Raw genomic sequence first — 23891 nt, 5'->3', positions numbered from 1 at the left:
CCTGCCGTTTTTGCTACTGCCGTATGGTCTTATCACCCAATTATTATCGTTAACGGGCTACTTGCTCCCATTAATCGACCACTGCCTTACTTATAAAAAAGGAGCGTCTACCGAACGCTCCCTCTATTTCTTAGTAACTAATATAATCGGTTATGACTTCAAATTTCCCACCCTTTACTTCTGCAAGACGGATTTTGTTCGTACCTGCATGATTATCTGCTGTAAATGTAACCGGTGCAGCTAATCCGCCAAGATCTAACTCTTTTAGCTTTTCAATTCCTTTACGGATTCCTTCTCCTGTCGTTGGGTCGTCTGCTATTTTAATCGCCTCAACCATAATTTTTGCTGACACCCATCCTTGGATAAATTTTTGGTTTTTATCCTCTAATTTCTCTCCTTTGCCTTCCAAATACTTTTTGATTTCTTCCATTCCTGGAAGATCTTCATAAGGAAACGCATGGGTAACAACACCAATGAATCCTTCTGCCGCATCCCCAGCAAGCGGAATTAAGCCTTCTCCTGTCGCCCAGTTTAAACCAATGAATTGCGTATCAATCCCAAGCTTTTTCGCATCCTTTAAAATGGTTGCTGTTGCCCCCCATGTTTGCTGGATGATTGCATAATCAGGGTTTTTCTTTTCCATATTTAAAAGTTGTGAAGTTGCATCTAATGCCTGCACATCAATAATTTGCTCATCAACAACTTCCATGCCTAATTCCTTTGCAAAGCTTTTCGCATCTTCAATAGGAGACTTTCCAAAGGCTGTATCATTATATAGGAAAGCGATTTTTGGTGTACCGCCGCTATGGTTTTCTTTAATCCAAGTCAACGCGGATCTTGCCTGATCTGAATAGGAGGCTGCCGTTAAAAAATTATATGGACTCTCTTTAATATCTTTAAGGTTTTCAGAATATGAGCCCGAGAAATATGGAAGCTTGTCAGCAGCGACTTGCTGCCTTAGTGCCTCAGTATCGCCTGTTCCCCACCCTAGAATGCCTGAAACTTTATCTTTTGATTTTAATTTTTGATACATTTTTTGAGCTTCTGGAATTTTGTATGCATAGTCGTCACCAATTAACTCAAGCTTGTAGCCATTGATCTCTTCATCTTTGATAGAGTCAAAATAGGCTTCAGCTCCTTCAGCATACGGTGTACCTACATCCCCCGTTCCACCAGTAAGGTCGAAGATTCCACCGATTTTGATTGTTCCTTTGCCGCTGCCTGAACTTTTTTCTTCGCCTGAACATGCCGCAAGTACTCCTGCTACTAAAACGAATACGAGAAAAATCGACCAAATTTTTTTCATTCTTCTCCCCCTCATAATGTGAAAAATTCTTTCATAAATGAAAGTTCTATAGAATTACTTTCATCATTACTAAATTAATAGGAAAACGGCCATAACTTAAAATAGTCTTTTATATTTTTCCATATTTTCGCTAGCCCCTCTGGTTCGTAAATTAGAAATAGAATAATAACAAGCCCAAATACGACCTCTTTCATCCCATTTAGCACATTTGATAAATCAGGGAATACACCGCTTAATAATTCTACTCCTGTACGAAGGAAAACAGGCAGCAATGTAATAAAAACAGCTCCATAGATAGAACCAAAAACACTGCCAAGTCCACCAACTAGAATGATAGCCAGATATTCAATAGAGACGGTTATACTATATAATTCTGGGCTCACTACCATCGTATAATGTCCAAGCAAGGCACCCGCCACTCCTACAAAGAAAGAACTGACAATAAAAGCAAGAACTTTATATTTAAATAAATCGATCCCCATAACCTCTGCGGCAATATCTCGATCTCTTACTGCAATGAACGCTCTTCCGACTCGAGACCGGAAAAGATTCAAGGTAAATATAGTGGTAATGACAAGAATCACAAACATTAAATAGTAATAGCTTGTTTCACTATTAAAAACGAAGCTGCCAATTTCCGGCCTTGAAAGCACCATTCCTGCCGTTCCGCCAGTCAATGTATCCCATCTCGAAATGACAAACAGAATGATCACTTGTGCAGCAAGCGTCGCAATTGCTAAGTACAGTCCTTTCAGTCTTAAGGATGGCAATCCAAAAAGACCGCCTACGACTGCAGTAATAATACCAGCGGTCGGCATAGCAATCCAAAAGCTTAAACCAAGTTTTGCAGTTAAAATGGCCGATGTATAACCGCCTACCCCTAAAAAGGCGCCTACTCCAATCGATATTTGTCCTGTAAAACCAGTTAAAATATTAAGTCCTATAGCACCAATCGCGGCGATTCCACATAAGGTGGCAAGACCCACAATGTAATCGGAAGCAATTAATGGAAAGATGGCTAGTAATGCGACCATAATCATGACACGCACCCTTACACGGGAGATTTTCCATATAGCCATATCTTGTTTATAGTTCACATGGAATTCTCCACACCCCATTACAAAAGGATTCTTCATCCGATTACACCCTCTCGATTTCTTTTTTCCCAAATAGCCCATACGGCTTGAACATGAGTATAAATACTAGAATAATAAATGGCATGACTTCTTTTAATCCTCCGCCTACTAATGGATCTAAGTAACCGCCAGTCATCGTTTCAATAACACCAATAATTAAACCTCCGATTATCGCTCCGGGAATACTATCAAGTCCGCCAAGAATGGCAACTGGCAATACTTTCAGCCCAATAGCTGAAAGTGAGGCATTCACTCCATTAATATTGCCCAGGAGGATTCCCCCTACAGCAGACACGACTGCAGCAATAGCCCATGAAACGGCGAAAATAGTTTTCACACTAATCCCCATTGACATTGCTGCCTGCTGATCATCTGCGGTTGCTCTCATGGCAATCCCAAGCTTTGAATATTTGAAAAAGAAGGTGAAAATAACGAGCATGATGACTACGATGACAAGCGACCAAATATATACAGGTGATATGACTACTTCTCCTAACCGAACGGGTGCCTCTGGGAAAATCTGCGGAAAAACTCTTGTTTCATGCCCCCAAATGATATGAACAAGCCCAGCTAATGCACTTGATAAGCCAATGGTTGCCATGATCATAGAGATAACTGGTTCTCCAATAAATGGCCGAAGAACAATTCGCTCTATGACAAATCCAAGAATAGCGCTGAACATAAGTGCTATGAATAGTGCAGCAATAAATGGAATATTGTAAGCAGTTATTAACGTGAGACAAACATAGGTCCCAATTAATAGGAATTCACCTTGTGCAAAATTGATGGCATCACTAGATTTATAGATTAGTACAAATCCGAGTGCTACTAGGGCATATACACTGCCAACAACGATCCCCGTAACGAGCATTTGCAAAAAAAAGGCCATTATGCAGCTCCCTCTCCTTCATCCATAAAGATCACCTGAAGTGTTGTATGAATCGTTTGTTCCTTTCCATCACGATACTTAATTTTTCCTTCAACCTTTATCCGTTCTTCTTGTGTATACATCCCTTCGATAAGCGTCTCATATTTTTTTGCAACAAATTGTCTTCTTACCTTCTTTGTTCTTGTCAGCTCTTCATCATCTGCATCAAGCTCTTTATAAAGAAGAACGAATTTTCTTACCCGAGCTTTCTCTGGCAATGTTTGATTAATATCATTCACTTGTTTCTGAATTAACGCCAACACTTCCGGCTTCGAGGACAGATCTGTATAGGTTGTATAACTAATTTGATTTTTCTCCGCCCATCTGCCGACATTTTCCATGTCTATATTTATCATAGCTACGACATATGGTCGATCCTTGCCAATAGCTACAGCCTCTTGGATATACGAACTAAATTTCAGTTTATTTTCAATAAAGTTCGGTGAAAACATTTCCCCTGAATTCAAGCGAATGACATCCTTTATCCGGTCGATGACATAGAGATGCCCTTCTTCATCCAATCTGCCAGCATCTCCAGTATGCAGCCACCCAGATTGTATTGTTTCCTTCGTTGATTTTTCATTTTTATAATAGCCTTTGCAAATACTTGAGCTCTTGATGAGTATTTCTCCTTCATCTGAAATTTTCACTTCTGTCCCAGGGATCGGGATGCCAACACTATCCAGCTTTATATCCCCATCACGATGAACAATCGAAATACCAGATACTTCTGTTTGCCCATAAATACTCTTCACATTTACACCAATGCTATGGAAAAATTCAAAAACATCCGGTCCAAGAGGAGCACCACCAGTATATGCACGCTTCATGCCGAGCAAGCCTAAGTGATCCCTTATCGCACTAAACATGAAATAATCGGCTATTTTGTATTGCAGCTTTGTTGTAAATGAAATTTCTTTATTTTCAAAATAGGCTCTTGCCACCTTTTCACCGATTGGCTTGCACCAATTGTAAATCTTTCTTTTTAGCCAGCCGGCATCTTGAATTTTCACTTGAAATCTTGAAACCATATCTTCATAGATTCTAGGTGGTGAGAACATAACTTGAGGTCCAATTTCACGCAGATTCTCTAACACAGTGGAAGGTTCTTCAGGGAAGTTTATCGTCATGCCATTATATAGGCCCATTCCCATGGTCATCATTTGCTCGCCTATCCAAGCAAGGGGCAAAAAGGATACATACTCATCCTTATCTGTTAGCGGGTCAATAGTTGATAAGTTTTTTGCCATATCAAGAAGGTTCTTATATGTAAGCATGGTTGCTTTCGGATTGCCTGTTGTACCGGATGTATAAGAAAAAATTGCGACATCATGCTCACTTCCTTTTTTTACTTCTGATTGAAAAAAGGCGGGATCTTCTTCATCAAGCATTCTCCCGAGGGCTTGGACTTCTTCAAAGCTTATCAAAGCATCGTCCTGGTAATTCCTCATTCCACGCGGATCATAATAAATAATTTTTGTTACGTTCGGAATTTCTTCCTTAATTTCAAACATCTTATCGACCTGCTCTTGGTCTTCAACCACAACAATCGTTGCATCACAGTGATCCAAAATAAAGCTCATTTCATTCGGCAGCGATTCTTGATAAATTCCGACTGAAATTCCTCCTAACGCTTGGGCTGCCAGTTCACTCATAACCCACTCAGGCCGATTATCGCCAACTATTGCTAGTTTATCGCCCCTTTTTAAGCCAAGCTTCGCAAATCCAAGACTTAGACTTTTTACTTGATCTAAATATTCTTGATACGTAATCTCATTCCAAATACCAAAATCTTTTTCTCTTAAAGCAACTTTCAAACCAGCTCTTGCCGTCCTCTCAAGTAATAATTGAGGAAATGTCATATTCAAGCTTGACATATAATGGCTGCCTCCTCTTTAAGCACCTAATATCCACTGCCTTTACTCTTTAGTCGAGATATTTCCTAGCCAACATTTTCTTCTCCAAGATACGCGTCAATCACCTTTTGGTTATTTTGAATTTCATATGGAGTGCCATAGCCAATTAATTTTCCAAAATCAAGAACAGCAATATGATCAGAAAGATCCATGACAACACCCATATCATGCTCAATTAGAATGATCGTAGTTTCCATTTCCTCATGAATGTCAATGATATAGCGAGCCATATCCTCCTTTTCTTCACTATTCATTCCAGCCATTGGTTCATCCAATAATAGAATCTCCGGCTCTAATGCTAATGCACGACCGACCTCGACCCGCTTTTGCAATCCATAGGCCAGTCTCCCAACAGGCGTGTCACGGATATGTTCAATTTCCAAAAAATCAATTACTTCCTCTACTTTTTGGCGATGCAGCACTTCTTCCTTTTGAGCTTTCCCCCAATACAATCCACCAGAGAGAATTCCAGTTTTCATACGGACGTGTCTGCCCAGCATCAGATTGTCTAATACAGATAAATGAGGAAACAATTCGATATTTTGAAAAGCTCTAGCGATTCCAAGTGCTGCACGTTTATGGGGCTTGAAGTGTGTAATTTCTTCTCCGTTAAAGCACACCGAACCTGAGGATGGCTTGTACAGCCCGCTAATGCAATTCAGCATACTCGTTTTACCGGCACCATTAGGCCCAATTAAAGAAAATATCTCCCCTTTCTTTACCTCATAAGAAACTTTGTCAAGTGCCACAACTCCTCCAAACCTTAGTGTTACATCATTAATTTCTAAAATTCCCACTCGACTTTCATCCTCCAATCTCTTACAAAAAACGCTTACATTTTTAAAAATTTAGAATATTTAAATATATTCTCTGCTGTTCATATTATTCCTTCAATTTATGAAATTTTTTCATCCGCAAATAATGACTATTTATGCAAGTATACTAATTTATATAAGATGTATTTTTAGAAAATACATCAATGGATGAATGAATGGTTCATTAGAAATATTTATTCATAGCGCATGTAGATTTTTACTGTTAGAGTGTGATACCATCTATTAAGATTAGGAAGTGATAATAATGATAAAAATTGATATGCCCTCTCCAGAAATTGTGATAACAAAAAAACGGAATCTAGCCGGAGAGACAAGTGGGTCAGAGATTAGCAGTGTTTACGGATTTACAGAATATCATCGTATCCCGAGAGATAAAGGTGGACTGATTCTTTTCTTTAATAAAGATGAGGAGCTTTTATTTGTTGGAAAAGCGAGGAAATTAAGACCGAGAGTCAAGAAGCATTTTGAGGATACTGTTTCTCCAATGAAAAAGTATCGAGATGAAGTTTATAAAATTGCTGTATGTTTAGTCGAGGATCCAATGGAAAGAGAAATATACGAAACATATATTATTAATACACTTAAAGCAAAATATAATATTGAAAAAGTATTCTATCGATAAGAAAAGTGCAAGCGCCTTGGTCATCGCCGTACAAACTGGAAGGGCCGGTTCTTTCGATAAAGGAAGCACGGTGAGCGAGAGTGAACCGATGTTGACGCAATCGTTGTGGAGGGGACCTGAAGTTTGATAGGCGGTAGGCGCTGGAACTAGACAATTCTCTAACTCCAAAGTTATACTTTCTTATCTTTTTTAAAAAAAGGAGGGTCTTCCTCCTTTTTTTATTCTTTATCTTTTTTTCCTTTCACAAAACGATATGCGAGGTATGCAATATATAATGGAGTGGCGATGTAGATCAAGTAAGGAAATTGGCCGTGAGTTCCTTTGACTATAATAAATAGAACGCAGCCAAGAAAAATGGTCACGATTGTACCGTATTTTGGAAGAGGTACTTCTTTTAAGCTTGGAATACGGATTTTACTCACCATTAAAAAGCACATACCTGTAAAAACAACTGTCGTAATAATTTGTGGAATAATATGGCCAAATAATGTAAGAATGGCTAATATTCCACCTGCTGCCGTAATTGGAACCCCAACAAAATAATTCATGGATGTTTTACTTGAGCTAATATTAAATCTAGCTAAACGATAAGCACCGAACAGAGGAAATAAACCTGCAACAACAAACCCTAGCATGCCAAATTGATAAAAATATGTATAATAGACTAAAAATGATGGCGCAACTCCAAATGTAACGATATCTGCAAGAGAGTCCAGCTCTTTCCCCAATGTACTATCTGCATGCAACATTCGCGCAAGTCTTCCGTCCATACTGTCAAGCATCATCCCAATTAAGATTAATATTGCTGCATTTTTGAATCCCCCATTTGCAGCAAAACCAATAGATAAAAAACCACAATATAAATTTCCTAATGTCACCATATTAGGAATCGCTTTAGTAAATCGCACGAGGATGTATCACTCCTAATTATTTTCTTTATTTTATGTAGAAAACTCTTATTTCACACAAAGGAATACCGGCCACTAGAATTATAACATTTTATTCCTGTCGTTAAATGTCCTTAATGAAAAATAATTAAAAAAGCATCGGTTATTCCGATGCTTTACGAATTAATTCTGCTACAAGTTCCTTTGTATTTTGACCTAATGCTGGCGAGGATGCCCCATTCTGTTTTTGATTTCTATGCATTTTTACATACATGCTTTCGTTGTTATTTTCCCATAAAATTTCTTTTTCTTGGAAGTATGCAAATGAATGCAACTCATTTGGTTCTAAAACAGGTGTTAAACAACAATCCACTATTTTTCCGAATTCCATCCATTCTGTTAATTCCCGGCTTCGAAATAATTCACATACCTGCATGAATACTGGGTTGTTTGTTTCAGCCTTAGAAAAATGAGCATTAATCCACTCATCTCTACCTAGTGCCTGACAAAAATTCAACCAAAATTTTTGTTCAAGAGCACCTAATGTCACATAACGATGATCCTTCGTTTCATACATTGCATAGGAAACAAGCACCCCGTTTAATTCTTTAATTCCTGTTTGATCGTCCGTTTCTTGCGCGATAAGTAGATGATTCCCCATAATTGAAGCAACTGTTTCTGCGATAGAGATACAATGATAGCTTCCTTTTCCTGTTAGTATCTTAGCAACAATCCCTGCCAATATCCGTTCGCTCGCCGCCATTCCTCCTAAATAGTCTCCAATTTGAATCGATGGGTGAACTGGTTTCCCACGCTCATCCTTTAATTGAGAAAGAACGCCGCTAACCCCCATATAGTTAATATCATGGCTTCCAAGATGAGAGAAGCTGCCAGCATTCCCATAACCGGTTAAGGAGCAATAAACAATATCTTCTTTATGCTTGATCACTGTTTCGTAATCAAGACCAAGCTTTTTCATAACACCTGGGCGAAAGCTTTCAAGAACAGCATCCGCTGTTTCGATTAGCTTTAATGCCAGTTCTATCCCCTCTTTTTCTTTTAAGTTAAGGGCAATACTTTTCTTCTGGCGGTTATTTGCTAAGAAAACAATGCCTGTGTCATCTTTTTTAATCCCAAGATGCCTTGCAGGATCGCCTTCTATCGGTTCTACTTTGATTACTTCTGCGCCAAGCTCGGCTAATCTCATCGTCGCATAAGGTCCTGGAAGATAATTTGAAAAGTCGATGATTCTTACACCTTTTAACATCGAATCACCCTTTCATTTTCATGTTTACCCATTTGAAAATAAATCCTCCAGCCGTTTGCGCAGCATGAATTTTTGAATCTTCCCGCTTGCATTTCTCGGTAAGGCATCACAGAAAATATATTGCCGCGGCCGTTTATAATTCGCCAGTTCTTCACTGTTTTTACAAACTTCATCGAGCATCTCTTCTGTAAGGTCTGGATCCTTTCTCACGATAAATGCGGTTACCGTTTCACCCCAACGATCATCTGGCTGACCAATGACGGCAACATCAAGAACACCATTATGTGTATACAAAACATCCTCCACTTCACGAGGATATATATTCTCTCCGCCACTGATAATCATGTCATCCACACGATCCTTAACAAATAAATACCCTTCATCATCAAGATAGCCAATGTCACCAGAATGGTACCATCCCTTATACAAGGAATTGGCTGATGCTTCTTCATTATGATAATATCCGCTCATCATGCATGGTCCCTGGACAATGATTTCACCTGTTTCACCAGCCGGAACTGTATCATCTGGATCTGATGGACCATCCTCATTCGGGCGCACAATCCTTATTTCATGATTTAGGCATGCCTGCCCAGCTGATCCAGCTTTTCGTATTTGATCATCATCGAATAAGAAGGTAATCGCAGGACCCATTTCTGTCATACCATATGCCTGAACAAGGGATATCCCTAATTTATCCTTGCAGGCATATACAAGTGTTGGCGCCATAGGAGCTGCTCCGTAAAGACCTAATGTTAAGCTATCCAGCTGGTATTCATCGAAATTTTCCTGCAGAAGCATATTCCACATCGTGGGTGCAGCGAAAAACTTGGTTATTTTTTCCTCTGTAATTAATTGGAGTACTTGCTTCGGTTCGAAATGATGGAGGATGGTATTTTTCGCTCCGACATGCACACGTGGAAGGAAGGCACAATGAAGTTCAGCGCAATGGAACATTGGTGCGGTTACAAGACCATTATCATTACTATCTAGTTTTGTTGCACTAATAACGATTAAACTTTGTTCGACAATTTCCCGGTGCCGGTGAAGAACACCCTTTGGTCTTCCGGTAGTTCCACTCGTATACATAATGGCATAAACATCATTTTCATCAATAGAGGCTTTAACTTTTGATCTAGGTGCAGAAGCTACCTTTGCTTTATAGCTTGCTGCATATGACGGTGCATCTTCATCAATATACCAGAAAGCAGTCTGCGGAAAACGTTTAGCGATGGGGTCAATACCAGATTCAAGCATTTTTTCAAACAAAACGATCTTCGGATTGGCATCTGATAAGATATATGCCACTTCTTCAGACATTAACCGAAAATTTATTGGATTAAAGATCGCCCCTATTTTCGCACAGGCAAAAAAGGCAGTAGCCAGTTCTTCTGTATTAAATAAGTAGGTTGAAACAATATCCCCTTTTCGCACTCCCTCCTGCAAGAGAGCATTGGCTAGCTTATCGATCTCCAGACTCCATTCTTTATAGGTAAGACGCAAATTTTTTCTGACATCAAAAAGAGCTTCCTTGTTCGGATATTTGCCAACCGTTAAATCGAATACTTTTCCAATCGTTGTCGCCATTCTAGCTTTCCTCCTTTTTAATAATGCCTGTTTGTTACCGCAGATTTGTTATTTTGATTGATGAGGGTACGTTTTCTTCTTTTTCATTACCTTCTATTTGCTTTTTGTGTGATAAAAGAAATTATTATCTCTTTAAATGATTGTGAAGGACAACTATTTCATTTAGGCGGTACCTCCCCTTTCCATTTAATCTAAGCGCTCAATTATTGTTGCATTGGCCATTCCATGACCTTCGCACATGGTTTGCAGCCCGTATCTTCCGCCTGTTCGTTCAAGTTCATGCAACATGGTCACCATTAATCGAGCTCCACTGCCACCAAGTGGATGACCAAGAGCAATCGCGCCGCCATTCGGGTTCAGTTTAGCTGGATCGGCTCCCGTCTCCTTCAGCCAAGCCAGCGTAACTGGTGCAAAGGCTTCATTTACTTCAAAAATATCAATTTCCTCTATTGTCAAGCCAGCTTTCTTTAATACTTTTTCCGTTGCGGGGATGGGTCCTGTAAGCATTAACGTTGGATCTGAGCCGACAACAGAACGGGCAAGGATGCGGAATCTTGGCTTCAGCCCTAATTCCTCTGCTTTCTCGCGGGACATGATTAATAATGCAGCTGCACCATCACTAATTTGACTGGCATTCCCTGCATGAATCACACCATTTTCTTTAAAGACTGTCTTTAGCGTACCTAGCTTTTCAACAGTAGTCTCCTTTCGCGGACCAGCGTCTTCTGTAACCGTGAATGTCTCTCCATCCGGCAGTGTCACTTCAATTGGAGTAATTTCCCTGTTAAAATAACCGTTCTCCTGTGCATTCAAAGCCTTTTGATGACTTTCATATGAAAATTGATCCAATTCTTTACGAGAAAACCCATATTTTTCAGCAATTCTCTCTGCGGACAACCCTTGATGAATAATTTCATACTGGCTCGTTAATTTTTCACTGAATGGAACACCTTGATAACTTGAACCAATCGGCACTCTTGACATGCTCTCTACTCCGCCTGCAATGACAACATCCATGTCTCCAGCAAGAATAGCCTGTGCAGCAAAATGAACTGCTTGCTGGCTTGATCCACATTGACGGTCAATCGTCGTACCTGGAACTTCAATTGGCAATCCAGCAATGAGGGCAGCCACCCTTGCAATATCCCCGCTCTGCTCACCGATTTGTGACACGCAACCGAGTATTACATCGTCAATGATTGCCGGATCGATTCCTGCTTTCTCTACTAACGCTTTTAAGCAATGTCCAGCTAGATCATCTGCCCGAATATCCTTTAAATATCCATTTCTTCTCCCTACCGGCGTTCTGATTCCTTCTACAATGACTGCTTCACGCATCTTTCTCTTCCTCTCTATAAACCGATATTTTTTGCTATTATCACTTTCATTATTTCATTCGTTCCCGCATAAATACTGGCAACCGGTACATCTCGATATCTTCTTGCAATCTCGTATTCTTCCATATAGCCATACCCTCCATGAAGCTGCATGCATTCTGTAGCTATTTTCCTTGCATTCTCAGTTAATTTCCACTTTGCCATCGATACTTTTGTGACGACATCCTTTCCAAGCATATGTTCAGAAATCAGCTGATCGAGAAACGCTCTGCCCATTTCAACATCAGTCGCTATTTCTGCGATTTTAAACTGGGTATTTTGAAAGCGGCTGATTGATTTTCCAAATGCCTCTCTCGCTTTAACATAATCAATCGTCATTTTTAGCATTTCCTCGGCAGCAACTTGTGCGGCAATAGCAACAACAAGGCGTTCCTGCTGCAATTTTTCCATTAAATAAAGGAATCCTTTTCCTTCTTGACCAATTAAATTTTCCTTAGGCACGATACAGTCTTCAAAAATTAACTCTGCTGTATCTTGACAGTGGAGGCCGATTTTGTTCAGCTTTCTTCCCCTCGTGAAGCCAGGTGCATCTCGTTCAATCGAAAGCAGGCTGATGCCTTTATGAGCTGGCACTGCATCAGGATTTGTTTTGCAAGCGACAATAATTAAATCAGAATGGATGCCATTCGTGATGAAGGTCTTCTGCCCATTGACAACGTAATGTTCCCCCTCTAGTCGTGCGGTTGTTTTGATGCCAGCTAAATCAGAGCCTGTACCTGGTTCAGTCATCGCAATCGCAGTGATGATTTCCCCTGTTGCACAGCGCGGCAGCCATTTTTGTTTCTGTTTCTCTGTTCCGTAGGCGGTAATATAGGGAACAACGATATCATTATGGAGACCGATACCGACTAAGCCAGAGCCAACACGCTCCAGTTCTTCATTGATGACTACAGAAAAGCCCCAATCCACCTCACTTCCGCCATACTGTTCTTCAATTGTTGGGCAAAGAAATCCCTGCTCCCCCATTTTCAGCCAGAAATCCCTGGGGATCATTCGGTCTTCTTCCCATTGTTCATAATATGGATACGCTTCCTTTTCTAAAAACTTTCGCAGTGATTTACGAAAGATTTTATGTTCTTCTTTTATATATGGAGCTGTCATATAGATCTCCTTTCAACTGCACTTTTTTCTATTGTACCTTATTGACGATTTTTTGAACATTCAGAATTCATTCCGTTTATTTCTTCGCCTCAATCCAGTATCCATGAAATAACTAATCTACTTCAAGCAAAGGCTTATCAGAAGCAATGAAACGATATAGACTCATTTTATTTCTCCTTAGAAAATTTCTAGTACAGAAGGAACATTATAAAAAATACCCTATTCCAGCTATGGATAAAGAGACTACCCCCACTATCCCCGCATACAAAGCAATTTTCGTTCTTAAATTTCTATACTGCTCAGACTCCGAATGGAAAACTGCTCTCTGTCGTTCACCATCAGTCCATACGCCTAATATTAATCCAGAAATAATGATACAGAATACTCCAATCGTGAGGAAAATTTGAATCATTTGAGCACCTCTTATTCCAAATATATTACATAATCATGCTTATAAAGTATAATATTCCATATTTCTTCCTTTGAAAATAGATTAATAGTAAACTTGTATAAAAAGGAGGTATTCCATATGCTGCCGACTGAAAACTTAATGATTATAAAAAAAACATATCCCCACTTAGAAATAAATGAAGTACGAATAAATAATAATGGCTGGGATAATGACATTCTAATCATAAACGATGAAATAGTCTTTAGGTTCCCAAAATCAGAACACCTAATAACAAAGGTGATTGATGAAATGAAAATACTGGATCATTTAGCAGTGATAGAACCTATTATCAAAATACCAAAATATGAGCCGGTATTTAACGATAATAAATTAATTGGTGTTAAATATGCCTTTCTTAAAGGCAAGTCTTTAAGTGAATATACTGATTGTCAATTAAATGAGGAACCTGAAAACGCTAAACTAATGGCTGATTTTCTAACTAAACTCCATAGCATTGATATTTCAGTTATGAATGATACAAATTTAACAGCAATTCACACACTTCATTATTGGGAAAATCTATATTCTTTAGTTAAACAGGATGTCTTCCCTTTTTTAAATACGTATCAGCAAAGCGAGATTAGCGAAGTATTTATTTCATTTATAAATAACTACTCATCCCTTTCCTATAAAAAAACGCTAATACATGGAGATTTGACACCTTCAAACATTATTTTTAATAAAACAATAAACCGAATTGATGGTATTATTGACTTCACTGACGCTCAATTCGGTGATCCAGCATTCGATTTTGCTGGATTATATTGGACATTTGGTCCTGATTTTACCCAAAAGGTTCTATCCTGGTACAACAACACGGAATGTGCTGACTTAATTTTTAATAGAGTGCGTACCTTTTACGGGTTACAGCCTGTATTTCATGAATTATTACATGTGATAAAAAATAAGCAAAAGATGAATTGGGAATCGGCTCTTGACAGGTTCTCTCAGCTTAAATCTTTAATATAGAATTTATACAGTGCCCTGCAATATTGTGCACGAAAAGTCGGATGGAAGGTTCTAGCCCCTGCTATTCTAAAAATGAAGGAGGTCATTAAATGGATTTGCTTAAACAAATGAATGAGGCACTCAAGTATATTGAAAATAATCTTACAAATGAAATTGACTTTCAAGAAGTTGCTCGTATTGCAATATGCTCAGAATATCATTTCAAAAGAATGTTTTCCTTCTTATCAGGCATTACACTTGCAGAATATATTCGTCATAGACGCCTTACCCTTGCAGCATTTGATTTAAAAGAAAGCAATGTAAAAGTTATTGACCTTGCGGTGAAATACGGATATAACTCACCCGATTCATTTACTAGAGCTTTTCAACAAATGCACGGGGTTACACCATCTGAAGCAAGACATACTGGCCATTCACTCAAAGCTTTTCCTCCAATGACCTTCCATTTATCAATTAAAGGGGGAAACGAAATGAACTATCGCATTGTTGAGAAAGAGGCATTTCACATTGTTGGTGTTAAGAAAAGGGTACCTATCATTTTTAATGGGGTGAATCCGGAGATCGCCTCTATGTGGGAAAGTTTAAGTAGTGAAACCATCACTGATCTTAAAGCGCTATCTAATGTTGAACCGATCGGACTTCTTAGTGCATCTACGAACTTTTCTGAAGGGAGAATGGAAGAAAAGGGCGAGCTTGATCACTATATTGGGGTTGCCACAACTAAGAAATGTCCTCCAAACTTAACACTTCTTGAAGTCTCTGCATCCACTTGGGCAGTTTTTGAAGCAGTTGGTCCATTTCCTGAGACTTTGCAAAATGTGTGGGGGCGAATTTATTCTGAATGGTTCCCATCCTCTCATTATGAACAAGTAGATGGTCCAGAAATCTTATGGAATAAGGATAAGGATGTAACCTCACCAGCTTTTGTCAGCGAAATATGGATCCCAATAAAGAAGAAATAATGTTTAGTGACTGCTGGTCCAATTCAGCACTCTATAACCTAAATAATATCCTTAATAAGGATATTATTTAGGTTTTTCTTTTTCATCACATCACTCGTATTTTTCCGCGTATTTCCCTTTTTCAAATATGTCCTTTGCACTCATAGCTGTCCATTCTTCAATTGTTGCATCTGGATTTAAATCTAGGTATGATTTAACCATTTTGTATCCTTCACTATATCCGTATATAGGTGGAAGGTCATTGCCGCCCATAATAATTTCCTGAGACCTATTAAAATCATAGGAGCCCAAGTCAGCTTCAATATTGGACCAATATTCCTTTTCATAGTTCATATTAATTGGGGTAAGAACATGTTCAGGGTAAACTAATTTTTCAAACATGACAGCCTTTCCTTCAAAAATTAGATTATCTAATACAGAGATGGGTAAAGCTTTTCTTAAATACTTTTCAGTCCATGCACTGTGATGGTATTCGTGGGCGATTCCAGCTTTCATTATTCCTTCTGTATAATACAAATTATACAGTACGATTATTTTTCCAGTTCCGGCATTTACCATCGCAGAATTCCCATTAGCTGAAGGGAATATACAAACTGTTGTTTCGTTATCGGAAGGCAAAAAGGATGCAGATTTTTCTAATGCTTCCTTGATCATTGTATTTGTATCTTCCATTTCAATCTTTTCGATTATTTTTTTCAACACAGTATAGCGGTTGGGTGCTTCATTTATTAGGGATTCGACCATGTGAAGATACTCTGCACCTTGAAAACAATCATTATAAATCGGTTCGATTACTTCTTTTTTATATGTATGGAGCTGTGAAGCATCAGGATTTTTTTCCATCTTATCTATGTAATTAGTAAACAGCTTATATACATTAACGATTATATCCGTTTGCCCTGTTTGCGAATTCTTAAATGATTCGAACAGCTCTTCCGAAGCGTGATGTTCTTTCATTTCATCTTGCTCATCAATCGAGGCGGGTTCCTTTTGCTCACAAGAGGCCATTATAATAACGATTAGCATTAACATACTTAAATAGATTGTTATTTTTATAAGATAATTCACTACTTCCTCCCCCTATTTTGCGAGCTTTATCTTAAATGAAAAATCTCTATACGTATCAAATTAATTGCATAATTTCTCCCGGCAATGATGCCTTGTAATCTGGTTCTTCTGATTGGACGACTTCAATAGAATCATAGCCCCATGTAACCCAAATAATCTTTATTCCGGCTTTTTTACAAGCAATAATATCTCTTTGCTCATCCCCTACGTAAATAACTTCTGTTGTATCCAGCTGTTTTTGTTTTAAAAATTTTGACAGCAGCTTGTCCTTTCCGAATATATGGCTGGAACAGAGAATATCTGTAACATTTTCAATGCTGTTTCGTCTAAGGAACAGCTTAATATTCTCCTCTGAATTGGAGGAAATGATCGCTGTTTTATACCCTTTTTTATTCAGTTCGTTTAAAACATCCTTCATGCCATCATACAAGAGTAAATCATTTATTGATTGACGGTATAGTTTATAGAGTTGAGGAATGAAAATAGGTATTTTATACATTGGGAAGTCCAACATTTTACAGCGTTCTCTTATGGTCAATTTTTTCATATTTTCTAATTCAGCTAATTTCATTTTTTTGAAATGATATTTTTCAGCGATTTCATTCCAGGCTGAAACAAACACGACTCTGGAATCAGCAATTGTCCCATCAAAATCAAAAATGACATACTTTAACATAGAGAAACATCCTATCTTTTTTTATTTTTTTCATTCTTAATAAAAATTGTTTTCAATTTTTTCTAGGTTCGTATAAAACCCAGTATTCTATAAACACTAAAATTTCTTGTTAATCGTATCAATTAAATAAAATAATTGTGATATTATGAATGAAAGAAGGATCACCGTAATCGTTCCGAAGATATAAACTACTTCCTCTGCCGGGTCGCCGCCTCCCATAAAAACAGCTCCTAAAATCATAAATAGAATGACACCGATCATAACACTTAAAAAGAAAATACTAATATACTTTGACATACACAACTCCCCCTATTGCTTAATCTCATATTTCATAGCAACTTAGCCATATAGTATTCATCAACATAATTATCATTTATCAATAACGAATGCTTCTTTATACCTTCTGATACAAAGCCGATTTTTTTATATAGACCCAATCCTGCTTCATTATTGGCGATAACTGCTAATTCTAATCTATGAATATGATGTTCATGAGCCCATTCCTCGAGATTTTTAAATAGTTTTGTTCCTATTCCTAGACCCCTATATTCTTTTAAAATCCCAATGACAAGATAGGCTGAATGCCTTTTCCTCCTCGCACTTCCTCCGATTGCGATTAAGTATCCAATTAAATCATTATTGTCTTCTGCTAGAATAATGGTTGAATTCCCCTCTTTTTCCATTGCTTCTATTCTTCTTTTCTGTTGCCCAGGTTCCATCATTCTTTCACCAGGTTCAAAAAGCATAAAATTTGATTCATTTTCAACAGCCTTAACTAATTTCACAAATTTTTCTGAATCATTCGGACGAATGTTTCTAATCAACATTGATTATTCACTCCCACTAATCTTCCTATTGTTTCCATTTTACTACATAATTCTATTTCTATGAACATACTTTAAATTCACTTCTTCAATACGCATAAACCCTAATAAAGAGCTATACAGTTAAAAATATATATGGCATCCCCCTTTCCTTGTAATCATTTTACGCCCATAACGATCATGCCCCCAAAAAGCTTTTTATATAAAAAAAAGGATTGTCTCCCTTTAATGACGAAATTGATGGGGAACAAACTAAATGAAAAGAGGTCATTCTATTGAAGCAAGCACTGCTAGTCATCGATGCCCAGCAAGAATTAATTGAGGGAAATGAAAAAGAGGAAAGTGTTTTTAATAAAGAAAAACTTGTAAATAACATTAATATTGCCATTGAAAAAGCGTATGAATCAGATGCAATCGTAGTTTTTATTAGAGATACAGATGTAGCTAATGGGGGAGGTGTGGGATTTCAAATTCATCAAGACATTAAGGTACCTTCAGCAGCAAAAATATTTGATAAGAAGGCGACAAATTCTTTTTATGGCACACCATTATTAAGCTTTTTAAAGGATAATCAGATTGAACATCTTGTGTTGATGGGATGTAAAACAGAACACTGTATTGATACTGCTGTAAGGACTGCAACAGTTAATCATTTTGATGTCACATTAGTGGGGGATGGTCATTCGACAACTAATTCTTCCATTCTGCATGCCGAACAGATCATTAACCATCATAACAAAATCCTTCATGGTCATTACAATGTTGATCATTTTTCCATGGTCAGGAATACTCAAGAGGAATTGTTTAAACCAACCCATAATGACTACCGTTGATTGAACCTTGTGGAGACCTACATGGACAAGATTGATAAAAGGAATCGATTAGACGAAGCTCCATTTAGCTACCGAGTCACTAAAAACAATAAACTATTTATAGAATATTATGGGAAACAAGTGAGAATTTTAAGCGGAAAAGAAGCTGAAAGATGTTTGGAGAAAATTAAACATGCAGAGGATGAAAAGGCTGTACAATTGATATTAGCAAAGATCACAGGTAATTTTAAAAGAGGAAATGAGCGTTCTTGAGAAAAAGGAACAATCGGATAATTGTTATATAATCAATTTACTTTTCTGAGTCGTAGGGGAGTGGGATAATCGTACATTTTCCCTTCTCCCCTGCGATCCATCATAAGTAGCTGGATCCCAAAATAGTCAGCTAAATATCCCTTTACGTTTTTTTTCGATCACCTATTATTTTCATATTTAAGTTAAAGTAAAGATGCGGATGGAAACAAATAATATAGATAAGGAAGCAACAAGATAAATATATCCCCAAATGCTTTTTTATCTCTTTGGAGTTCAACTAAACCAAAAATTCAGTGTTTAAAGAAGAATCTCCTTTTTTACTAGTGCTTCCTTGAATTTTGACACATTATAAAAAGTAAGATTTGGCTGAAATGCAAAATCAGAAGTTTGATAATTTGGAAGCCACTGTACACCGATTGAAAATACCTTTGCTTGAATTCCTGCCTGAATATCGGCGTCACTGTCCCCAACAAAAATAGCTTCGCTAGTTAAAATTCCAAGCTGCTCCAGTGCCTTATTAATTCCTTCTGGATGAGGTTTTGGCATGGATACATCATCCCCTGTAATAACAACATCAAACAGATTCTCCATGTTAAGATACTTCAATGAAATATTTAAACTTCTTCTTGCTTTCCCTGTTACAATCCCTATTTTGTAGCCTTCCATCTTTAAATATTGCAATAACTCATTCATTTCGTCATTGTAGTAATTATGATCACTATGTTTTTCATCATATTTTTTATAAAAATGTTCAATAGCCTCATTATGATTTTCATTTTGAAGATTTCCAGTAATTATTCCTGTCTCAGATGGTCCAAACATCCCTTTAATTTCATCAATTGTATATTCTATGTTATCAAACTCCTTAAATACTGCTTGGAAGGCATAAAAACAAACAGGTAGAGTATCTGCAATTGTTCCATCAAAATCAAATATTACAGCTTTTAACATTTATACACCTCAAATATATTATTTTGGTCAAAACATTCATCAGTTCCATTACACTGACTCATCTCTTCACTTTTCATTAGTACCCATTTACCTCGGCTGCATCCGAATCCCGCCATCCAATCGAATAGTTTCCCCATTCAGCATCGGATTAGTAATAATACTCTCTGTCAGCATGGCATATTCTTCAGGTAATCCTAATCTAGATGGGAATGGCACCATTTTTCCTAAAGAATTTCTAGCTTCTTCTGGCAGAGTATCAAACATTGGGGTATGGAATAGACCGGGAGCAATTGTCATCACTCGAATGCCGTATGCTGCAAGCTCTCTAGCGATCGGTATTGTCATGCTGACAACACCACCCTTTGATGCACTGTATGCCGCTTGGCCGATTTGCCCTTCGAAGGCAGCAACGGAAGCCGTATTAATGATGACGCCTCTTTCGCCATTTTCATTCGCCTTATTTTGCACCATCCGCTCCGCTGCCAGCCGAATCACGTTGAATGTTCCAATTAAATTAATCGAAATCACCTTCGTGAACATGTCAAGCTCATGAACACCTTTACGACCTAGAAGCTTGGCTGCATTTCCAATGCCTGCGCAGTTTATAACAGTGTCGATATAACCAAGCTGTTCACAGCCAAAGTCAATTGCTTCCTTTACTTTTGTTTCATTTGTAATATCCGTTATTTTGTATGTAACTTGATCGCCAAGCTCCACTTTAAGCTTTTTAGCACGTTCTTCTGATACATCAAGAATTAGTGCTTTTCCCCCTTTTTTCACAATATTTCTTACCGTTGCTTCCCCTAAACCTGAAGCTCCGCCAGTCACAATCGCCCGACAATGCTTTATGTTCATTTGATAACCCCCAAATTAGTTGTTTGCTTACTGTTTTCCATTTCATATATGTATTCTCCTGCAATACTAATTAGAATTTTTAAAACTATTAGTTAAAGTGGCAAAAGGATGTCAGATTATAGTATAGACGGAGAGTCTACCTAATGATGAAGGACCTTCCCTCACGTATTCTACTCAAGTTGGGACTTCATACCCTCGATGAAGGACCTTCTCGCACATTTTCCACTCAAGTTGGGACTTCATATCCCCAATGAAGGATCTCCCCTCATTTTACAAATAATTTATCTTACATAGGAAGGTTATTTTACTTAGAACATAAGAAAAAACAGGAAAATTTCTTTTAAATTTTCCTGCCTTTTTTATTATGAATATGAATGATTAACACTTTTTGATTTGCCTTTTTTTTCTTGTTTATTCTTCAGTTGAGAGCCCGTTAATATCAATTACTATATCCTCTAATACAAATTCTTCTTTCCCTTTGCCTGGTTTTTCAGGGATTGGAATTTCCTTTGGTCCATCTTTCGTGATTTCGACTGAGCCGAAATTATCAGGTGTATGTTCTCTTAACATAATTTGAGGGGTTATAATTAGTTTTGATGCATTTTCATCTAGTTTTTCAAAGGTCTTACTCCAGTTCATGTTATAGCCGTCACCTGAACCGCCATTTCCTTCACCGGAATACGAGTTTCCTAAATCATCTCTAATCTCAATTTCAACATCTACTGCATGCCATTTGTCTCTAACTTCCTTAGAAATGATCTGATCGTAATAAACAATGAATGACATCGGAGTGAAGGATATTTTTCCAATATTCACCTTTACTCCCGCAAGTTCTGAACTACCCTCACTAATAAAGTCTTTTCTTTCAGTTGCATCTAAAGCAAGAGCAAACTTCCAACTGCCTTTAATTTCTTTATATTGCTGATCTGGCAATGTAATGCGATCGATCCCCCACTTGATCTTAGCCACATCTTCTTGATCACGATCAAGATTAGTAGCTGTCACGATGCCAACATAATTGTGGTCGTCCACTTTTGAGATGTGCGCACTCCCTGATTGGCTGCTCACTCCTTTAATTTCTAAGAAGTCTTCTAAGATAGGCTGATCTCCTAAATCCTGCTCGCTTTCGATTGAATAAGTTAATGAAATCGTTTTTCCATCAAAGATTGCATCATTGAGCGTCACTCTAATGCCATTGCTTTCATCAGTCATATTGATCTCTGTCGAATATTCTTTGTAATCATCATAAAGACCTGTACGCCCATTATCCAAAAATCTAAAAATATCTCCAATAACGGGGATACTGCCAGCGTATGCTGGAAACGTTAATCCAATGGTGGTTACTGATAAGCCGCATAAAATGGCTGCTGCAGCTACATTCTTTTTCCATCCCATTCTTTTTTTCTTTTGGCGGATTGATTTTTTTAATGCTTTTTTCACTCTTGCCTTTTCCAGTTCATCCACTTCGATTTCTTCAAATTCAGTTTCGTCAATGTCTATATCATTTAATAATTCATAAATATCCTTCATACGAGACTCCCTCCAAAATCAAGATTTGCTGCTTTTGTATGCAGTTTCTTTTTTCCCCGATAAATTCGATTGCTTATTGCAGATTCGGTTAATCCAAGCTTTTTTGATATATCCTCCGTTTTTAAACCCAAGTAGAATTTCATTATAAAAATCTTCCTGTCAACAGGTTCTAACTGATTAATTAAGCGGATTAATTCTGTTTTATCTTCTAAAATTACTAGTTCATCCTCTGCTGATTTCTCAACAGTCTCCTCAATAATATCTCTAGAAAATTCCTTCCCATTACTCGTTCTTCGGTAGTAATCAATTGCTTTAAATTTAGCAATCGCGCATATCCATTTTCTAAAATCAATGGCATCTCCTTGAAATTTCTTTGAATGGTTCCATATTGATAGAAAAATATCGTTAACACATTCTTCAATAATTCCATCATTCTGAAGCGGGGAAAGGATCTTATAGGCAATCCCCTTCATTAATGGCAAATATTTATCAACGATAAACTCTAACGCATCTTCCTTTTGACGCTGCAACCGTTGGATATAATTGTTTTCATTACATTTCATATCAATTCCCCTTATTCTTTTGTAAAAGCTTTTACAACCTATACAACGTGATGAAAAAGATTTTTTCTCGCAAATTCAAAAAATATATATTTTTATTTAACGCTCATTACGGTTCGAAAAACATTTTGCATCAGAATATTGAATCTGGCAGACTAACTCCATTTAACTACAAAATAGGATATTCCATCATTTAAAAAAACCTGTCCAATAATAATTGGACAAGGCTCCTTCGTAAAATTCACTTTACAATTTTGGTCACATTTTTGCATGAGATCTATGAAAGGCAATAAGCGAATCTACCTCTTTTCACGAGGGGTAATGTACATGATGTAATACCCAAATATTAAAACTAAAATAACAATTGAATAGAGTAATGTATTCAGGGGATGATCATGGTCTACAATAATTAACCTAATCATCGCGGTAATGCCAATATAGATAAAATATCTCAGCGGAAAATGATAATTCTCCTTAAAATACTTTACAATCATTGATATAAATTCAAAATACAAAAAGAAGATAAGAATATTGGCAAGAAAAAGCTTATAGTCATTGCTATCATTATTCAAAAGCATTTGAAAAAAAACAAGTAACTCTTTTACTAGTAAAACAGATAAAATCCCAGCCAACAGTACTAGAGAAACATTCAAAATGATTTGTAATATTAACGGGATCCACTTAATTTTATTTTCAAAATCACTTCTCATCCTATACACCTGCCTATCTTTCCTTTCTTTAATATTAAAAAGAAATTAAGACATAAAGATAGCCAGACTACGTAAAATTTATGTAAAGATATATTAGGATACCATACATCTTTTCCATATTCTCAGTAACTCCTTGCAGCTATTTCACTTTAAATTAGGGCAGCTAGGCAGTAAATATAAACATATTTTACAGTAGATGGTGGCTTGCCGTGCAGAATAAGTAAATTTTATACCTAGTATTATTAACTCCTGTTTTATAAAGTGAGT

The 23891-nt window shown here is 37.4% G+C and carries 25 protein-coding genes; 5 read left to right on the top strand and 20 right to left on the bottom strand.

From position 1 onward, the window contains the following. Positions 1-130: 130 nt before the first annotated feature. The 5 genes from FI644_RS20225 to FI644_RS20205 all read right to left on the bottom strand — a co-directional run bounded on the left by FI644_RS20225 (position 131) and on the right by FI644_RS20205 (position 6083). On the bottom strand, positions 131-1306 hold the full coding sequence (locus FI644_RS20225; RefSeq protein WP_053476442.1) for an ABC transporter substrate-binding protein: 1176 nt from the start codon (positions 1304-1306) through the stop codon (positions 131-133). Positions 1307-1380: 74 nt separating this feature from the next. Further along, on the bottom strand, positions 1381-2442 hold the full coding sequence (locus FI644_RS20220; RefSeq protein WP_053476443.1) for a branched-chain amino acid ABC transporter permease: 1062 nt from the start codon (positions 2440-2442) through the stop codon (positions 1381-1383). A 4-nt stretch (positions 2443-2446) separates the two neighbouring features. After that, complete coding sequence (locus tag FI644_RS20215) at positions 2447-3331, bottom strand: branched-chain amino acid ABC transporter permease (RefSeq protein ID WP_053476444.1); 885 nt, start codon at positions 3329-3331, stop codon at positions 2447-2449. Further along, positions 3331-5247 (bottom strand): AMP-binding protein, encoded by a 1917-nt coding sequence (locus FI644_RS20210; protein ID WP_181758131.1) that lies wholly within the window; start codon positions 5245-5247, stop codon positions 3331-3333. The genes FI644_RS20215 and FI644_RS20210 overlap by 1 nt, the downstream gene beginning before the upstream one ends. A 65-nt stretch (positions 5248-5312) precedes the next feature. After that, entirely contained in the window at positions 5313-6083 is a 771-nt protein-coding gene (locus tag FI644_RS20205) for an ABC transporter ATP-binding protein (protein WP_142108761.1), read from the bottom strand. A gap of 283 nt (positions 6084-6366) precedes the next feature. Between FI644_RS20205 and FI644_RS20200 the strand changes: the two genes are divergently transcribed. Then, positions 6367-6744 carry a nucleotide excision repair endonuclease gene (locus FI644_RS20200; RefSeq protein ID WP_053476446.1) on the top strand — a complete coding sequence of 126 codons (378 nt, stop codon included), beginning with the start codon at positions 6367-6369 and terminating at the stop codon, positions 6742-6744. A gap of 218 nt (positions 6745-6962) precedes the next feature. On the opposite strand, the gene pssA is transcribed toward FI644_RS20200, so the two are convergent. The 6 genes from pssA to FI644_RS20170 form a co-directional block, all read right to left on the bottom strand. Next, positions 6963-7652 carry a CDP-diacylglycerol--serine O-phosphatidyltransferase gene (pssA, locus tag FI644_RS20195; RefSeq protein ID WP_053476447.1) on the bottom strand — a complete coding sequence of 230 codons (690 nt, stop codon included), beginning with the start codon at positions 7650-7652 and terminating at the stop codon, positions 6963-6965. A gap of 142 nt (positions 7653-7794) precedes the next feature. Then, positions 7795-8898 carry a CaiB/BaiF CoA transferase family protein gene (locus tag FI644_RS20190; RefSeq protein WP_142108760.1) on the bottom strand — a complete coding sequence of 368 codons (1104 nt, stop codon included), beginning with the start codon at positions 8896-8898 and terminating at the stop codon, positions 7795-7797. A 24-nt stretch (positions 8899-8922) separates the two neighbouring features. Continuing rightward, positions 8923-10485 (bottom strand): fatty acid--CoA ligase, encoded by a 1563-nt coding sequence (locus tag FI644_RS20185; RefSeq protein WP_053476449.1) that lies wholly within the window; start codon positions 10483-10485, stop codon positions 8923-8925. A 186-nt stretch (positions 10486-10671) separates the two neighbouring features. Continuing rightward, positions 10672-11823, bottom strand: coding sequence for a thiolase family protein (locus FI644_RS20180; RefSeq protein WP_053476450.1), 1152 nt, complete (start codon positions 11821-11823; stop codon positions 10672-10674). A 14-nt stretch (positions 11824-11837) separates the two neighbouring features. Next, complete coding sequence (locus FI644_RS20175) at positions 11838-12983, bottom strand: acyl-CoA dehydrogenase family protein (protein ID WP_142108759.1); 1146 nt, start codon at positions 12981-12983, stop codon at positions 11838-11840. Positions 12984-13188: 205 nt separating this feature from the next. Next, on the bottom strand, positions 13189-13395 hold the full coding sequence (locus FI644_RS20170; RefSeq protein WP_053476452.1) for a DUF5316 family protein: 207 nt from the start codon (positions 13393-13395) through the stop codon (positions 13189-13191). 117 nt (positions 13396-13512) lie between these two features. Here FI644_RS20170 and FI644_RS20165 point away from each other — a divergent pair, with 117 nt between their 5' ends. After that, positions 13513-14403, top strand: a complete 891-nt coding sequence (locus FI644_RS20165; RefSeq protein ID WP_142108758.1) for an aminoglycoside phosphotransferase family protein — start codon at positions 13513-13515, stop codon at positions 14401-14403. Between the two features lie 89 nt (positions 14404-14492). Continuing rightward, positions 14493-15365 carry an AraC family transcriptional regulator gene (locus tag FI644_RS20160; RefSeq protein ID WP_053476454.1) on the top strand — a complete coding sequence of 291 codons (873 nt, stop codon included), beginning with the start codon at positions 14493-14495 and terminating at the stop codon, positions 15363-15365. 90 nt (positions 15366-15455) lie between these two features. On the opposite strand, the gene FI644_RS20155 is transcribed toward FI644_RS20160, so the two are convergent. From FI644_RS20155 to FI644_RS20140, 4 genes are all read right to left on the bottom strand, one after another. Beyond that, the gene (locus tag FI644_RS20155; protein ID WP_246066969.1) at positions 15456-16433 is read right to left on the bottom strand and encodes a DUF2268 domain-containing putative Zn-dependent protease; all 978 of its coding nucleotides are present in this window, start codon (positions 16431-16433) and stop codon (positions 15456-15458) included. A 55-nt stretch (positions 16434-16488) separates the two neighbouring features. Continuing rightward, positions 16489-17109: an HAD-IA family hydrolase gene (locus tag FI644_RS20150; protein ID WP_053476455.1), complete on the bottom strand. Its 621-nt coding sequence runs from the start codon at positions 17107-17109 to the stop codon at positions 16489-16491. A gap of 96 nt (positions 17110-17205) precedes the next feature. Next, entirely contained in the window at positions 17206-17406 is a 201-nt protein-coding gene (locus tag FI644_RS20145; protein WP_053476456.1) for a hypothetical protein, read from the bottom strand. A gap of 32 nt (positions 17407-17438) precedes the next feature. Continuing rightward, a complete protein-coding gene (locus FI644_RS20140; protein ID WP_142108757.1) occupies positions 17439-17936 on the bottom strand; it encodes a GNAT family N-acetyltransferase in 498 nt (165 codons plus the stop codon). A gap of 272 nt (positions 17937-18208) precedes the next feature. On the opposite strand from FI644_RS20140, the gene FI644_RS20135 reads away from it, so the two are divergent. Both FI644_RS20135 and FI644_RS20130 read left to right on the top strand, forming a co-directional pair. Further along, entirely contained in the window at positions 18209-18766 is a 558-nt protein-coding gene (locus tag FI644_RS20135; protein ID WP_142108756.1) for an isochorismatase family protein, read from the top strand. 21 nt (positions 18767-18787) lie between these two features. Then, positions 18788-19018, top strand: coding sequence for a ricin-type beta-trefoil lectin domain protein (locus FI644_RS20130; RefSeq protein WP_053476458.1), 231 nt, complete (start codon positions 18788-18790; stop codon positions 19016-19018). A gap of 297 nt (positions 19019-19315) precedes the next feature. Here FI644_RS20130 and FI644_RS20125 read toward each other — a convergent pair whose 3' ends face one another. From FI644_RS20125 to psiE, 5 genes are all read right to left on the bottom strand, one after another. Continuing rightward, positions 19316-19969, bottom strand: a complete 654-nt coding sequence (locus FI644_RS20125) for an HAD family hydrolase (protein WP_056685150.1) — start codon at positions 19967-19969, stop codon at positions 19316-19318. 87 nt (positions 19970-20056) lie between these two features. Continuing rightward, positions 20057-20824: a 3-hydroxyacyl-CoA dehydrogenase gene (locus FI644_RS20120; RefSeq protein WP_142108755.1), complete on the bottom strand. Its 768-nt coding sequence runs from the start codon at positions 20822-20824 to the stop codon at positions 20057-20059. 411 nt (positions 20825-21235) lie between these two features. Next, the gene (locus FI644_RS20115; RefSeq protein WP_053476460.1) at positions 21236-22354 is read right to left on the bottom strand and encodes a DUF4179 domain-containing protein; all 1119 of its coding nucleotides are present in this window, start codon (positions 22352-22354) and stop codon (positions 21236-21238) included. Beyond that, the gene (locus FI644_RS20110; RefSeq protein ID WP_053476461.1) at positions 22351-22917 is read right to left on the bottom strand and encodes a sigma-70 family RNA polymerase sigma factor; all 567 of its coding nucleotides are present in this window, start codon (positions 22915-22917) and stop codon (positions 22351-22353) included. The genes FI644_RS20115 and FI644_RS20110 overlap by 4 nt, the downstream gene beginning before the upstream one ends. A 296-nt stretch (positions 22918-23213) precedes the next feature. Beyond that, positions 23214-23624: a phosphate-starvation-inducible protein PsiE gene (gene psiE / locus FI644_RS20105; protein ID WP_053476462.1), complete on the bottom strand. Its 411-nt coding sequence runs from the start codon at positions 23622-23624 to the stop codon at positions 23214-23216. Between the last annotated feature and the right edge of the window lie 267 nt (positions 23625-23891).

The sequence above is a fragment of the Cytobacillus solani genome (genome assembly GCF_006704205.1).
Lineage (GTDB): Bacteria > Bacillota > Bacilli > Bacillales > Cytobacillaceae > Cytobacillus > Cytobacillus solani.
Note: the sequence above shows the minus strand (reverse complement) of the source record. Positions and strands in the feature narration are given on the sequence as shown.